The sequence below is a fragment of the Massilia agrisoli genome (assembly GCF_020831365.1).
Taxonomy (GTDB): Bacteria; Pseudomonadota; Gammaproteobacteria; order Burkholderiales; family Burkholderiaceae_D; genus Telluria_A; species Telluria_A agrisoli.
Map to the genome: position 1 here is coordinate 73,575 of NZ_JAJHPV010000020.1, position 14,454 is coordinate 88,028.

The window sequence follows — 14,454 nt, forward strand, 5'->3', positions numbered from 1 at the left end:
CGTCATGCAGTAAGTTTTGCTACCGCAAGCAGGGCAGAGCCTGATAACCTTGCTGTATGGGATTAAATCAGAAAACCGGGCTGATTCTGACCGGGGGCGGGGCACGCGCGGCCTACCAGGTCGGCGTGCTGCAGGCCATATCGCGCATTTTGTGGGAAGCCGGCTGGGCGCCCGCGCGCTCGCCTTTCGACATCATCTGCGGCACGTCGGCCGGCGCCATGAACGCGACAGCGCTGGCCTGCCGCGCCGACAACTTCGGCGAGGGCGTGCAAAAGCTGCTCGACGTGTGGGAAAACATCGCGGTCGAACAGGTCTACCGCGCCGACTCGATCGGCGTGCTGCGTTCCGGCGCGCGCTGGCTGTCGCTGCTGTCCTTCGGCTGGCTGCTGCGCAAATGGCGCGCCGCGCCGCCTGCCTCGCTGCTCGATAACACGCCGCTGGTCGGCCTGTTGCACCGCATGCTCGACCTGCCGCGCCTCGACGCCGCGCTGTCGGAAGGCCTGCTGCATGCGCTGGCCGTCACGGCCTCGTCGTACACGGCCGGTAACCACATCACCTTCTACCAGTCCGCCACCGAGATCGCGCCGTGGGTGCGCATGCAGCGCATCGCGATGCAGGCGCAGATCGGCGTCGAGCACCTGCTTGCCTCGTCGGCGATCCCGTTCATCTTCCCGGCGGTGCCGCTGTACACCGAGGGGCGCCACGAGTACTGCGGCGACGGCTCGATGCGCCAGCTGGCGCCAATCTCGCCGGCCATCCACCTGGGCGCGACCCGTGTGCTGGTGGTCGGCGCCGGACGCCTCGCCGAGCCCCCGCACACCGGCCCGGCCAATCCCAGTTATCCAAGCCTGGCGCAGATCGCCGGCCACGCGATGTCCTCGATCTTCCTCGACAGCCTTGCGGTCGACATCGAACGCCTGAACCGCATCAACCTCACCTTGTCGCTGCTGCCGGGCGAGTACCGCGACATGACCCCGCTCAAGCCGGTCGACCTGCTGGTAATCGCGCCGTCCGAGCGGCTCGACGACATCGCCAGCCGCCACGTCGCCAGCCTGCCCGCGCCGGTGCGCACGCTGTTGTCGGGAATCGGCGCCACCGAAGCGCGCGGCTCGGCGCTGGCGTCTTACCTGCTGTTCGAGGCGAGCTATACGCGCGAACTGATCGCCCTTGGCCGCCGTGATACCGAACAGCGCAAGGACGATGTGCTGGCCTTCTTCGCTTCATGAGGAATCAATGAACCACACCATGAAACAACTGCTGGCCGTAGTGGCGCTGTTCTGGATGCTTGCCGCGGGCAGCCAGGCGGTTGCGCCAACCCGCTCGCTGCGTTTCGAGCACCTCAGCGTGGAGCATGGCCTGGCCCAGGAATCAGTGCTGGCGATCGTGCAGGACCGCGACGGCTTCATGTGGTTCGGCAGCCAGGCCGGCCTGTCGCGCTTCGACGGCTACCGGGTGGTGGTCTACCGCCATGAAATCGACAATCCGAAAAGCCTGGTCAATAACTGGGTGCGCGTGCTGCATGTCGATGCGCGCGGCGACCTGTGGATCGGCACCGACGGCGGCATCGACCGCTTCGATCCGAAGACCAACAGCTTCCGGCATTACTTCCCGCAGGAGACGGTCCGGCGCGGCAACGGCAACCGGCACATCCGCGCCATTACCGACGACGGCGAGGACGGCTTGTGGGTCGCCACCAGCGACGGACTGCAGCACCTCGATACCGCAACCGGCAATTTCACCGTCTGGCACAACGTGCCGGGCGATCCGGCCAGCCTGGCCGACGACCAGGTCAACGCACTGGCAGTCGATGCTGGCGGGCGCCTGTGGGTGGGCACCGCGACGGGCCTGGACAGCCTGGCGCCGGGCTCGCGCAGCTTCGTGCACCATCCGGCCGCCGACGGCGACCTGCGCTTCAACGCGGTGCAGGCACTGATCGTCGACGCCCAGCAGACCCTGTGGATCGGCAGCATGGGCGGGCTGGAACGCAGCACCGGCGACGTGCGCGATGCCAAAGAGCGGATCGAGCGCCGCCGGCTGGGCCAGTCCAGCGGCCTGAAAGCCGGGGTGATCGCCAGCCTGTACGAGGACGCCGACGGCAGCATCTGGGTCGGCAGCTACGCCGACGGCCTGTATCGCTGGGATCCGCGCGCCGAACGCTTCCAGGGCCACCGCCACCTCCCGGGCGATGCGCACAGCGTCGCCGACAACCGCATCTCCGCGCTGTACCGCGACCGCGTCGGCACGCTGTGGGTCGGCACCTGGTTCGCCGGCGTGAGCCGGGTTGACCTCAACAGCGGCGGCTTCTCGCGCATCAGGCGCCAGCCCGACGCGCCAGGCGCCCTGTCGGGCAACAAGGTCCGCGCGATCCTCGACGACGGCAACGGCAAGCTGTGGCTGGGCATGAACAGCGGGCTGAATCACTACGACCCGCTGACCGGCATGGCGCGGGTGTACCGCCACGATCCGGACAACCCGAACAGCCTGGCCGACATGGCGGCAGGGGCGCTGGCGCGCGACCGCAACGGCGGCCTGTGGGTGGGCGGCGATAGCGGCCTGACGCGCTTCGACCCCGCCACCGGGCGCTTTGCCCGCATGTCGCTGGGCGACCCTGAAAGCGACAAGGTGCGCGGCATGCTGGCCGACCGCGCCGGCCAGGTATGGGTGGCCACCCGCGGCGGCCTGCACCAGGTTGACCCGGTGACGCGGCGCGTTGCCAGCTACCGCCATGACGCGGCCGATCCTGCCTCTCTGGCCGATAACGTGGTGCGCCCGATCCTCGAAGACCGCCGCGGGCGCTTCTGGGTCGGCACCTTCGATGGCCTCGACCTGATGGACCGCGCCACCGGAACGTTCCGCCATTTCCGCCACGACGCCAACGACCCGGCCAGCCTGTCGCATGACGAAGTCCACTACCTGCTCGAAGACAGCAAGGGCACGATATGGGTGGGCACCGCCGGTGGCCTGAACCGCATGCGTATCGATGCGCGCGGCAAAATCAGCTTCCAGCGCTACACCGTGCGCGACGGCATGTCCGACGATGCGGTTGCCGCCATCCTCGAAGACAGCGCCGGCTTCCTGTGGGTCAGCACCAATACCGGCATCTCGCGGCTCGAGCCGCTGACCGGCAAGTGGCGCAATTACAGCGCCATCGACGGCACCATCGAAGGCGCCTACTTCGACGGCTCGGCCCTGCGCGCGCCGGATGGCACGCTGTATTTCGGCGGCTTCAACGGCGTCACCGCGTTCAACCCGCGCGCCATCACCGACAACCGCATCCCGCCGCGCGCGGTGGTGACCGGGTTCCAGATTTTTAACCAGCCGGTGGAACTGGCGCGCCCGGGGCTCGTCAAGGGACCGGTCGAGCGCATGCGCGCGATCACGCTCGACGCTTCCGATTCGGTGTTTTCGCTTGAGTTCTCGGCGCTCCATTACGCCGCGCCGCAGCGCAACCGCTTCGCCTACCAGCTCGAAGGCTTCGACCGCGACTGGGTCGATACCAGCGCGGGCCGGCGCTTCGCCACTTACACCAACCTCGATCCCGGCACCTACACGTTCCGGGTCAAGGCAGCCAACAAGGACGGCGTCTGGGGCGTGCCGGGCGATCCGCTGGTCATCACGGTCCTGCCGCCGGTATGGAAGACCTGGTGGTTCCGCACCCTGGCCACCTTGATGCTGCTGGGCGCCGCCTGGCTGGCCTACCGCGGGCGGATGTCCGGCCTGCGCCGCCAGAAACTGCTGCTCGAACGCCAGGTCAGCGCGCGCACCGAGGAGATCGAACAGCAGAACCGCCTGCTCGAACAGCAGAAACGCGAACTGGAAGCCGAGCGCCTTGAGGCGGACCGCCAGCGCGCCGAGGCCGAGCGGCGCCGCGCCGACGCCGAGCGCCAGAAGGAAGAAGTGCAGCGCCAGAAAGAAAACGTCGAACAGGCGCACCGCGACATTTCGGTGCTGTCCGAACGCCTCAGCCTGGCCAAGCGCCGGGCCGAGGACGCGACCCGCCAGAAGTCGGAGTTTTTGGCCAACATGAGCCACGAGATGCGTACCCCGCTGGCCGGCGTGATCGGCATGCTGGGCTTTGCGCTGCGCGACCAGAAGCTGCAGCCGGCCACGCGCGAACAGGTGGTGCGCGGCCAGGCCAACGCCCGCTCGCTGCTGGCGATCATCAACGACCTGCTGGACTTTTCCAAGATCGAAGCGGGCAAGCTGGCGCTGGAGCACATCGACTTCAGCCTCGAGAAAAAGATCGAAACCGTGGCCAGCCTTTTCGAGGAGCAAGCCGCGTCGCAGGGCGTCCACTTCGCCATCGAGCTGGGCGAAGGCCTGCCGCGCTTTGTGGTGGGCGACCCGACCCGCTTGCGCCAGGTGCTGGTCAACCTGGTCGGCAACGCCTTCAAGTTCACCAAGCAGGGCAGCGTTACCTTGCGGGTCGAACGCGCGGCGGCGCCCGATGCGGCCAGCATGGTCAACATGATCCGCTTTTCGGTGCAGGACACCGGGATCGGCATCGCGCCGGAAGCGCTGGCGCGGCTGTTCCAGAAGTTCGAGCAGGCCGACAGCACCACCACCCGCCGCTATGGCGGCACCGGACTGGGACTGGCGATCTGCCGCCAGCTGGTGCTGCTGATGGGCGGCACCGTCACTGCCGAGAGCACTGAAGGAGTGGGCAGCACCTTCAGTTTTGTGCTGCCGCTTGCCGACGGCAGCCGGCCGCAGCAGGCGCCGCAGGCGCCGCGCGAACCGCATTCGCACCGCCTGACGGTGCTGTGCGCCGAGGACTTCCCGACCAACCAGATCATCATCCGCACGATGCTCGAAGACCTCGGCCATTATGCCGATGTGGTGCCGAACGGCTTGCTGGCGGTGGCGGCATGCGCGCGCACCGATTACGACCTGGTCCTGATGGATGGCCGCATGCCCGAAATGGATGGCGCCAGCGCCACGCGCCTGATCCGCGCGGGCGGCCCGGCCGATGCGCCGGTGCGCGACCCCGGCGTCATGATCGTCGCGCTGACCGCCAACGCCAGCGAGGAAGACCGGGCGCGCTACCTGGCCGCCGGCATGGACGATTTCCTGACCAAGCCGATCGACGAAGCGGCGCTGTACGCCCAGTTGGGCAACGCCGTGGTGCGCCAGCTGGCGCGCGGCGTGGCGCTGGCGCCGATGCCCCCGCAAGGACCGAGCACCAGCGACCTTGACGCCATGTTCGGCGTGGTCACCGGTACGCCGTCCCTGGACGGCGGCCGTGGCCCCGGTTTGCCGGATGAGGCACTGCAGCGCCGCATCCGCGCGGCGTTCGCCGCCGACCTGCCGGCGCGCCGCGCCGAGCTGGAGGCGTCGGTCGCCGCGCGCGACCACGACACCGCGGCGCGCCTGCTGCACGGGATGAAAGGCAGCGCCGGCCACCTGCGCGCGGGCGCACTGCACGCGCTGTGCGGCGAACTGGAAAGCGCCGCCGATGCGGGCAACTGGCAGGCGCTCGAACACGCGCTGCCGCGGCTGTATGCGCTGCTGGCCGACTATGAAATGGCCCCAACGAATTCTGGAGGAATTGAATGAAAGTGCTGGTAGTGGATGACGATGTAGTCTCGCGCATGGTGCTGATGCACCTGGTGGACAGTTGCGGCGGGTACGACATCATCGAGGCCGCCGACGGCCAGGATGCATGGGACCAGCTGGAAGCGGGGCTGCGTCCCGCGATCCTGTTCTGCGACCTGCGCATGCCGCGCCTGTCCGGAATGGAGCTGCTGGCGCGCGTGCGCGCCGATCCCGCCTTCGAGGCGATGCCCTTCATCCTCGTCACTTCCAGCACCGACACCGCCACCCTGGAGCAGGCGGCCAGCCTCGGCGTGGCCGGGTTTATCGTCAAGCCATTCCAGGCGGGCCAGGTGAAAGTGCACCTTGCCGCGTTTTCCGACCCGCCCGCCGGCTGGGTGCACCGCGCCGAACCGCCTGCGGCCACCATGGCTCGCCTGCGCATCGACGCGCGCCGGCTGCTGGCCTACCTGGGCGGCTTCCAGGTGCAGCTGACCGCGGCCAGCGGCGACATCGACGCCATGGCCGCGCGCGGCGAAGCGGAGGCGGCGCGCGCGCGCATCGAACGCTTGCATACGGGCTGCGTCACGCTCGGCCTGCTTGGCGCCGCCGACGCCTTTGAAGCACTTGGCCAGCGCGGCTATGAAGGCGACCGCGTGCACCTGGTACTGGCCGACGCGGTGCGCGCCGCGATGGCCCAGGCCGGCCTTGCGCGGACCCTGATGGCGGCCAATTGACGGGGATCAAATAGCACTTGCTGAGGGTATAGTTTAGGTTTAAAGTTCCTGCCACACATCCGACTCAACCTTTATCCCGGGGCGACCATGGCAAGCTTGACCGCAGCAGAACTGAGTCCATCCGGCTATGCCGACCATTTCGCGCGCGAGCATTTGCCGCCCGCGGATCAATGGCCTGAGTTCCTGTTCGACCTGCCCGAACTGCGCTATCCCGAGCGGCTTAATTGTGTCGCCGAGCTGCTCGACGCCGCCGTTGCGCGCGGCGAGGGCGGACGCACCGCCGTCATCGGCGAGCACGAAACCCTGACATACGCCCAGCTGCTGGCGCGCGTCGACAGCTTCGCCCACGTGCTGCGCGAAGACATGGGACTGGTCACCGGCAACCGGGTCATGCTGCGCGGCGCTAACAACCCGGCGATGGCGGCCGCCGTGCTGGCGGTGCTCAAGGCCGGCTGCATCGCGGTGCCCACCATGCCGCTGCTGCGCGGACGCGAGCTTGCCACCATCATCGACAAGGCCAGGGTCGACGCGGTGCTGTGCGCGCAATCGCTGCGCGCGGAAATCGATGCGGCGATCGAGAGCGCCGATCCTGGCAACGTCAGGCGCGGCACGGTGTTCTTCAATGATCCGGGCAATGAAGGTTCGCTGGAAGCGCTGGCTGCGCGGCACAAGGCGCCTTTTGCGGCATGCGACAGCGCCGCCGACGACGTCTGCCTGATCAGCTTCACCTCGGGCACCACCGGCGTGCCCAAGGGGACGATGCACTTCCACCGCGACGTGCTGGCGATCTGCGACTGCTTCCCGCGCCACACGCTCGGTTCGCAGCCGGACGATATTTTTATCGGCACGCCGCCGCTGGCCTTTACCTTCGGGCTCGGCGGCTTGCTGCTGTTCCCGCTGCGGATCGGCGCCGCCGGCGTGCTGCTGGAAAAGCTGACGCCCGAAACACTCCTGGCCAGCATCGAAAAATACCGCGCGACGATCTGCTTCACCGCGCCCACCTTCTACCGCCAGATGGCGCCGCTGGCCGGCAAGTACGACTTGTCGAGCCTGCGCGAAACTGTCTCCGCCGGCGAAGCGCTGCCGCTGCCGACGCGCGATGCGTGGCAGGCCGCCACCGGCCTCGACATGATCGACGGTATCGGCGCCACCGAGATCCTGCATATCTTTATCTCGGCCGCCGGCGCCGACATCCGCCCTGGCGCCACCGGCAAGCCGGTGCCTGGCTACCAGGCCTGCGTGCTCGATGCGCAGGGAAGGCCGGCCGCGCCGGGCGTGGTCGGGCGGCTGGCGGTCAAGGGGCCGACCGGCTGCCGCTACCTGGCCGACGAGCGCCAGCTGAACTACGTGGTCGATGGCTGGAACCTGACCGGGGACGCATACGAGATGGACGCCGACGGCTATTTTTACTACCGCTCGCGCACCGACGACATGATCATCTCGGCCGGCTACAACATCGCCGGCGCGGAGGTCGAGGACGTGCTGCTGCGCCATCCGGCGGTCGCCGAATGCGGGGTGGTTGGATGTCCCGACGAGGAAAGGGGGCAGGTGGTGGAGGCCCATGTGGTGCTCAAGGCGGGCTTCGCGGCGTCGCCCGAAATGGCGCTGGAACTGCAGAACTTCGTCAAGGCCGGCATTGCGCCGTACAAGTATCCACGCTCGGTGAAATTTGCCGACAAGCTGCCGCGTACCGAGACCGGCAAGCTGCAGCGGTTCAAGCTGCGTAACCCATAACCCGCTGCTCCAGGTGAGGAAGCGATGCGCGATAAAACAGATAATGATGACGCCGACCATCCCGACCTTGCCAGCCGGCTGACTGAGGACCACCATCAGTCGCTCAAGCTGTGGCTGCGCATGCTGTCGTGTACCGTGCGGATCGAGAACGAGATCCGCAGCCGCCTGCGCGCCAGCTTCAACATCACGCTGCCGCGCTTTGACCTGATGGCGCAGCTTGAGCGCCACCCGGAAGGCTTGCGCATGGGCGAGCTGTCCCGGCGCATGATGGTCACCGGCGGCAATGTCACCGGCATCACCGACCAGCTCGAACGCGAACAGCTGGTGGTGCGCGTGCCGCACCGGACCGACCGGCGCGGCTACAGCGTCAAGCTGACCGACGAGGGGCGCCGCGCTTTCGCCGAAATGGCGGTCGTGCATGAGGGCTGGATTGCATCGATGCTGAAGGATATGTCGGCGGCGGAAAAGACCCAGATGATCGGGCTGCTGGCGCAGATGAAGCAAGGCCTCGATGCGCAGGATGGGGACGGCGCGTAGTTGAGTGGGCTGCAGCGCCCTCCCGACCTATCGTGCACCCTCCACAGTCCAGCTCGTTGCAAAATACCTGACTCATCATCAGGACGGAGCAACGCATGCTGTTCAAGGCACTGGTTACCCTGCTGTTCGGCTCGGAGTGGAAGCTCAAGCAGCGCATCGTGGCCGCGCGCCATCCCCGCGCGCGCCAGCTGATGGTCAAGCTGTGGGGGGCGCTGCAGTACGAATGCGGCAGCTCGGTCGCATGGAATGCCAGCTTCGCCGGCGAACCCTGTTTCCCGCACGGGATCAAGAGCATCTTCATTTCCGGCGCCGCCAGCGTCGGCAGGAACGCCGTGATCTTCCAGCAGGTAACGATCGGCTCGAACACGCTGGCCGGGTCGAAAGGCTTCGGCGCCCCCGAGATCGGCGACAACTGCTACATCGGGGCCGGCGCCAAGATCGTCGGCAAGGTGAGGGTGGGGAACAATGTGCGGATCGGCGCGAACGCCGTGGTGTACAAGGATGTGCCCGACAACAGCGTCGTGCTGAGCGGCGAGCAGCGCACCGTGGCCGGGCGCGAGCACATGGATAACCGCTTCTACAGCTTCCGCGGCCAGTGGTGCTACTTCGATGAAGGCAGCTGGCGCCCGGTCAGCGACCCGGCCGTGCTTGCGCACCTGGCCGGCGTCAGCGCAGGCGCTTGATGATCTCGGGAAGGCGGTAGGGCTTGGACACGAAAGGGAACTCGTCGATGTCCCCTTGCTGCTCGAGCAGGGCAGGCACCGGATAGCCGGACGCCAGCACGATGCGCGCGGCCGGATACGCGCGCCGCACGATGCGCGCCAGTTCGATGCCCGACATGTGCGGCATCATCACGTCGCTGAACACCACGTCGACATCCGGATTGCGCTCCAACATCGACAGCGCATCCTTGCCGTTATTGGCAATCAGCACCTCATAACCGAGGCTTTCGAACAGCGTTGCCGCCAGCAGGGCCAGGTCTTCCTCGTCCTCGACCACCAGCACCTTTTCGCGCCCGCTTCCCGCGGCCGGGGCCTTGCCCTCGAGCCCGGCGCTGGCAGGGAGCAGGATCCGGAAAGTGGTGCCTTTGCCCGGCGTGCTCTCGACGGTGATGTCGCCACCGGACTGGACGAGGAATCCGTGCACCTGGGCCAGGCCCAGCCCGGTCCCCTTGCCAACGGGTTTGGTAGTGAAGAAGGGCTCGAAAACGCGCGCGGCGACATCGGGCGGCATGCCCATGCCGGAATCGATCACGATGACTTCGACATAGTCGCCCGGCGCCAGTGAATTGTGGGAGTCCAGTGTCACGGCGCGGGTTTCCAGCAGCAGCCGCCCGCCGTCGGGCATCGCATCGCGCGCGTTGACGACCAGGTTGAGGATCGCGGTTTCGAAGCGCGCCTCGTCGATGCACGCGTTAGGCAGGCCGGCAGCCAGGCGGCACTGGAAGTCGACCGAGGAGTCGACCGCGCGCCGCAGCACGCTCTCGAATCCCTCGATCAGCTTGTTGATGTTGTGGATTTCCGGCGCCAGCGGCTGCTGGCGCGCGAACGCCAGCAACTGCTGGGTCAGTGACGCGCCGCGCTCGATCGCGCGGTTCATGCTGTCGATGACCCTGCGGTCGACGCCGCCGCCGCCTTGCGCCTTGATGATTTCCAGCCCGCTGGCCACCACCGACAGCAAGTTGTTGAAGTCATGCGCGATGCCGCCGGTCAGCTGGCCGATCGCTTCCATCTTTTGCGACTGGAACAGCGCGGCGCGGGTTTGCTCGAGCGATTGCGCGGCCTCGCGCTGTTCGGTGACGTCGCGGGTGATCTTGGCAAAGCCAAGCAGGGTGCCGCTATCGTCGCGGATCGGGTCGACCACCACGTGGGCCCAGAAGCGCGAGCCGTCCTTGCGCACGCGCCAGCCTTCGGACTCGTACTTGCCGCTGCGCTCGGCGGTGGCGAGCGCCAGCGCCGGCATGCCGGCTGCGCGGTCGGGCTCCGTGTAGAAACGGGAGAAGTGCGAGCCGATCACCTCGGCCGCGCAATAGCCCTTGATGCGCTCGGCGCCGGCGTTCCAGTTCGATACCTCGCCCGTTGGCGACAGCATGTAGATGGCGTAGTCGACCACCCCTTGCACCAGCAGGCGGAAGTGCTGTTCGCTGGCGTGCAGCGCGTCGCGGGCGGCCTTCTGCTCGGTGATGTCGCGGGTGATCTTGGCAAACCCGATCAGCTCAGTACCATCGAACACGGGGTCGATCACGACGCTGGCCCAGAACCGGGTCCCGTCCTTGCGCACGCGCCAGCCTTCGCATTCGAACTTGCCCTCGGTGCGGGCGGTCTGCAGGGCCCGGGCCGGCACGCCCCTGGCCTGGTCCTCCGGCGTATGGAAGCGCGAGAAATGCTGCCCGACGATTTCGTCGGCCTGGTAGCCCTTGAACCGTTCGGCGCCGGCGTTCCAGGAACTGACACGGCCCTCGGCGTCCAACAGGTAAATGGCGTAATCCCGTATGCTCGAGATTAACAGTTGCTGGCGCTGCTCCTGGTTAAGGGAGGGAATCCGGTTGGTCATGTTGCAGGGTGTCCTCGTGAGGTTGACGCGACGCGACGCGGCCAAGCGTGCGCTTGCTGGCGTTCAGGCTCGAGTACGTTTGCCCGAGGCATTCGCCCTGGGCAAAATTCACGGTCGTTTTCGGCCGTAACTATTTGGCAATTGTAAAGCAACAGGCAAAACCGTGCTTCACTGCTGAGCAGTGGCAGTGGTAGCTTGACGGGTGCGGTGAAACGAGGGGAATGTTCGCTCCGTTGCGAATTCACTTCCCTATGTGGGATCGTGAATTGCAACGGAGATACCAATAAAGCCGGCAGCAATCTTCCACTGCTATGAGCCATCCATTCGCCGCACAGCCACGGCGCGCTGATCTTTAATATCAGGCAACAGGATGAGGCGCGGACGAAAGTGGCAGCGACTGATGGTCGGGAGCCAGGAGTGTGACATGGGAGGCGTGGCCATTCCGAATCACGATCTCTTCGCGGACGTACTCCATGCTGGCAATGGAGCTGATGTCATCGTCCCCCGTCGACTCCCAAGAGCCGGCGGCGGCATCGGTCAGTGCAGCGCGCAGTTGCAGCACGAAGCGAGCAAGCATCCAGATGAAATAGGATCCAATGGCGACGGCCAACGCCATACCGATATTAGCTAGCACGGCAAACCACCGTGCCGCCGCTCGTACTCGGCAGCGTACTTCTTGCCGTCGCGCCCTTCAGCCAACTCCCATTTGTAATGGCCGATCAACTGGTCATCGGGAATAGCGGCCAACGCTGCACTGTCCTTGGCGAACATCGCCCACAACTTGTAAGCCAGATATGCTAAAACCACCGCCGTAACAACGAGTGCTATTGTTTTCATCTCCATCCCCTTATGTGCGCCAACTAACATAGTCTCGGTTTTGTAACCAAAAAGCAAGAAAAATATCTTTGTGACAATGTGTGAGGATTGAAACTGTTGAGGCGGTCAGATTCTCGGCGCCGCATTGACGAGCCACCAGCATTCCTGGGCTCCCGTCGCTGTGCCCTTTGCTTGCCGGTGAAACGTATCTGTGGTGGTTTGCATCTCCCTGTTGGTCATCCAGCCTCGATGTCGAGATGCCAACAGAAACGCCAACAAAATGTTGGCGTTGGGATAGTTTGGAGTGGAACAAGCGGATTCGCAGCTTGTAACGAATGGCGTGGAGAGTCACAGATGGAGCGCCCAGTCGTTCGGTGCAACTACTGGTCCCCCCGACTGGAATCGAACCAGTATCCCACGCTTAGGAGGCATGTGCACTATCCATTGTGCTACGGGGAGGACTCTCGGGTTCGGCGATCGGCCGGGCCGGAAAAGGCCGGGCCGGTGTCGTGAACCGAGCGCAATTATAGCCGAGGACGGGCGACAAATAGAATGGCGTGCCCGATCTATCGGTACAATGCGTCTTTCTTTCATTCCGGCCCTGCTTTTTTGCATGGCCTCGCACCGGTAAATTAGTCATGGCTGTCATCTCCCTCTCGTCGGCGCAACTTGCGTTCGGCCACGTCGCGCTGCTCGATCACGCGGAATTTTCCATTGAAACCGGCGAACGGGTCGGCCTGATCGGCCGCAACGGCACCGGCAAGTCCTCGCTGCTGAAAGTGATCTCCGGCCGCCAGAAGCTCGACGACGGCCTCCTGGTGATGCAGCAGTCGGTCAAGATCGCCTATGTCGAGCAGGAGCCCGTGTTCGATCCGTCGACCTCGGTGTTTGACGCGGTGGCCGCCGGCATGGGCGACCAGGCCGCCATGCTGGCCGAGTACGAAACCCTGACCGGCCAGTTCGGCCAGGGCGACGACGACGCCCTGATGGAACGCATGCACGAGCTGCAGGTCAAGCTCGACGCCTGCGACGGCTGGAGCATGCAGAACAAGGTCGACACCACGCTCGACCGCCTCAACCTGTCCGGCGACATGCTGATGGGCACCCTGTCGGGCGGTATGCAAAAGCGCGTGGCGCTGGCGGTGGCGCTGGTGTCGGCGCCCGACGTGCTGCTGCTCGACGAGCCGACCAACCACCTCGACTTCAAGTCGATCCTGTGGCTGGAAGGCCTGCTGCGCGACTTCAAGGGCTCGGTGCTGTTCATCACCCACGACCGCAGCTTCCTCGATAACGTCGCCACCCGCATCATCGAGCTGGACCGCGGCCGCATCCTTTCGTTCCCCGGCAACTTCACCACCTACCAGTCGCGCAAGGCGGAACTGCTGGAAAACGAGGAAGTGGAGAACGCCAAGTTCGACAAGTTCCTGGCGCAGGAAGAAGTGTGGATCCGCAAAGGCGTCAAGGCGCGCCGCACCCGTGACGAGGGCCGCGTGCGCCGGCTTGAAGAACTGCGCCTGCAGCGCAACGCGCGCCGCGAGCAGCAGGGCCAGGTGAAGCTCGACGTCGGGTCGAGCGAGCGTTCGGGCAAGATCGTGGCGGACATGGAAAACATCTCCAAGCGCTATGGCGACAAGGTCATCATCGAGGACTTCAGCGCCACCATCCTGCGCGGCGACAAGGTCGGCCTGATCGGCCCGAACGGCGCCGGCAAGACCACCTTGCTGAAGATTATCCTCGGCGAGGAAACCGCCGACAGCGGCAAGGTCCGCCTCGGCACCAAGCTGCAGGTGGCGTACTTCGACCAGATGCGCGCCCAGCTCAACGAGGAAGCGAGCCTGATGGATACCATCGCGCCGGGCAGCGACTATGTCGAGGTCAACGGCCAGCGCAAGCACGTGATGAGCTACCTGAACGACTTCCTGTTTGCGCCGGAGCGCGCGCGCTCGCCGGTCAAGTCGCTGTCGGGCGGCGAACGCAACCGCCTGCTGCTGGCGCGCCTGTTCGCCAAGCCGGCCAACTGCCTGGTGCTGGACGAGCCGACCAACGACCTCGACATCGATACCCTGGAACTGCTGGAAGAACTGCTGGAAGATTACAAGGGCACCGTGTTCCTCGTCAGCCACGACCGTACCTTCCTCGATAACGTGGTCACCCAGGTGATCGTGGCCGAGGGGCAGGGACGCTGGCGCGAGTTCGTCGGCGGCTACAGCGACTGGGAGCGGGTCAAGGCCCAGGCGCCGGCGCCGGCGCCGGCCAAACCGGCCGCCAAGCCGGCCGCGGCGGCGAGCACGGTAGACGCTCCTGTTGCAAAAAAAATAAAGTTGAGCTACAAGGAACAGCGCGAGCTTGAAGAGCTGCCGCTGCTGATCGCCAGCCTCGAAGACGAGCAGAGCCAGATCACCTTGCAGCTCAACGCCCCCGACTTCTACAAGACCAACCCGGCCGACGCGCGCCGCATCAACGCGCGCTTTGCCGAGATCGAAGAGCAGCTGCTGGTGGCGCTCGAACGCTGGGAGGAGATCGAGGCTCGCACGAATGGGTAATT

The 14,454-nt window shown here is 65.9% G+C and carries 10 protein-coding genes and 1 tRNA gene; 7 read left to right on the plus strand and 4 right to left on the minus strand.

The window, feature by feature from the left end; all coding sequences use genetic code 11:
• The first annotated feature begins 56 nt into the window (after nt 1-56).
• From LMJ30_RS16945 to LMJ30_RS16970, 6 genes are all read left to right on the plus strand, one after another.
• Entirely contained in the window at nt 57-1,226 is a 1,170-nt protein-coding gene (locus LMJ30_RS16945) for a patatin-like phospholipase family protein (RefSeq protein WP_229433610.1), read from the plus strand.
• 7 nt (nt 1,227-1,233) lie between these two features.
• Nucleotides 1,234-5,556 (plus strand): hybrid sensor histidine kinase/response regulator, encoded by a 4,323-nt coding sequence (locus LMJ30_RS16950; protein WP_229433611.1) that lies wholly within the window; start codon nt 1,234-1,236, stop codon nt 5,554-5,556.
• Nucleotides 5,553-6,269 carry a response regulator gene (locus LMJ30_RS16955; protein WP_229433612.1) on the plus strand — a complete coding sequence of 239 codons (717 nt, stop codon included), beginning with the start codon at nt 5,553-5,555 and terminating at the stop codon, nt 6,267-6,269. Before LMJ30_RS16950 ends, LMJ30_RS16955 begins: the two co-directional genes overlap by 4 nt.
• 87 nt (nt 6,270-6,356) lie before the next feature.
• Nucleotides 6,357-8,003 (plus strand): AMP-binding protein, encoded by a 1,647-nt coding sequence (locus tag LMJ30_RS16960; protein WP_229433613.1) that lies wholly within the window; start codon nt 6,357-6,359, stop codon nt 8,001-8,003.
• A gap of 24 nt (nt 8,004-8,027) precedes the next feature.
• Entirely contained in the window at nt 8,028-8,540 is a 513-nt protein-coding gene (locus LMJ30_RS16965; RefSeq protein ID WP_229433614.1) for a MarR family winged helix-turn-helix transcriptional regulator, read from the plus strand.
• 95 nt (nt 8,541-8,635) lie between these two features.
• Complete coding sequence (locus LMJ30_RS16970) at nt 8,636-9,223, plus strand: serine acetyltransferase (RefSeq protein ID WP_229433615.1); 588 nt, start codon at nt 8,636-8,638, stop codon at nt 9,221-9,223.
• On the opposite strand, the gene LMJ30_RS16975 is transcribed toward LMJ30_RS16970, so the two are convergent.
• From LMJ30_RS16975 to LMJ30_RS16990, 4 genes are all read right to left on the minus strand, one after another.
• A complete protein-coding gene (locus LMJ30_RS16975; protein ID WP_229433616.1) occupies nt 9,207-11,093 on the minus strand; it encodes a hybrid sensor histidine kinase/response regulator in 1,887 nt (628 codons plus the stop codon). The two genes, LMJ30_RS16970 and LMJ30_RS16975, sit on opposite strands and share 17 nt — an antisense overlap.
• Nucleotides 11,094-11,451: 358 nt before the next feature.
• On the minus strand, nt 11,452-11,727 hold the full coding sequence (locus LMJ30_RS16980) for a hypothetical protein (RefSeq protein ID WP_229433617.1): 276 nt from the start codon (nt 11,725-11,727) through the stop codon (nt 11,452-11,454).
• On the minus strand, nt 11,721-11,930 hold the full coding sequence (locus LMJ30_RS16985; RefSeq protein ID WP_229433618.1) for a hypothetical protein: 210 nt from the start codon (nt 11,928-11,930) through the stop codon (nt 11,721-11,723). Before LMJ30_RS16985 ends, LMJ30_RS16980 begins: the two co-directional genes overlap by 7 nt.
• A gap of 363 nt (nt 11,931-12,293) precedes the next feature.
• Nucleotides 12,294-12,368 (minus strand) — tRNA-Arg (locus LMJ30_RS16990).
• 179 nt (nt 12,369-12,547) lie between these two features.
• On the opposite strand from LMJ30_RS16990, the gene LMJ30_RS16995 reads away from it, so the two are divergent.
• Entirely contained in the window at nt 12,548-14,452 is a 1,905-nt protein-coding gene (locus LMJ30_RS16995) for an ATP-binding cassette domain-containing protein (protein WP_229433619.1), read from the plus strand.
• The last annotated feature ends 2 nt before the right edge of the window (nt 14,453-14,454 follow it).

What these genes read in the sequence shown, in the direction of transcription:
- LMJ30_RS16945 (WP_229433610.1), top strand. Translation starts at nt 57, where the DNA reads ATGGGATTAAATCAGAAAACCGGGCTGATTCTGACCGGGGGCGGGGCA.
- LMJ30_RS16950 (WP_229433611.1), top strand. Translation starts at nt 1,234, where the DNA reads ATGAACCACACCATGAAACAACTGCTGGCCGTAGTGGCGCTGTTCTGG.
- LMJ30_RS16955 (WP_229433612.1), top strand. Translation starts at nt 5,553, where the DNA reads ATGAAAGTGCTGGTAGTGGATGACGATGTAGTCTCGCGCATGGTGCTG.
- LMJ30_RS16960 (WP_229433613.1), top strand. Translation starts at nt 6,357, where the DNA reads ATGGCAAGCTTGACCGCAGCAGAACTGAGTCCATCCGGCTATGCCGAC.
- LMJ30_RS16965 (WP_229433614.1), top strand. Translation starts at nt 8,028, where the DNA reads ATGCGCGATAAAACAGATAATGATGACGCCGACCATCCCGACCTTGCC.
- LMJ30_RS16970 (WP_229433615.1), top strand. Translation starts at nt 8,636, where the DNA reads ATGCTGTTCAAGGCACTGGTTACCCTGCTGTTCGGCTCGGAGTGGAAG.
- LMJ30_RS16975 (WP_229433616.1), bottom strand. Translation starts at nt 11,093, where the DNA reads ATGACCAACCGGATTCCCTCCCTTAACCAGGAGCAGCGCCAGCAACTG.
- LMJ30_RS16985 (WP_229433618.1), bottom strand. Translation starts at nt 11,930, where the DNA reads ATGAAAACAATAGCACTCGTTGTTACGGCGGTGGTTTTAGCATATCTG.
- LMJ30_RS16995 (WP_229433619.1), top strand. Translation starts at nt 12,548, where the DNA reads ATGGCTGTCATCTCCCTCTCGTCGGCGCAACTTGCGTTCGGCCACGTC.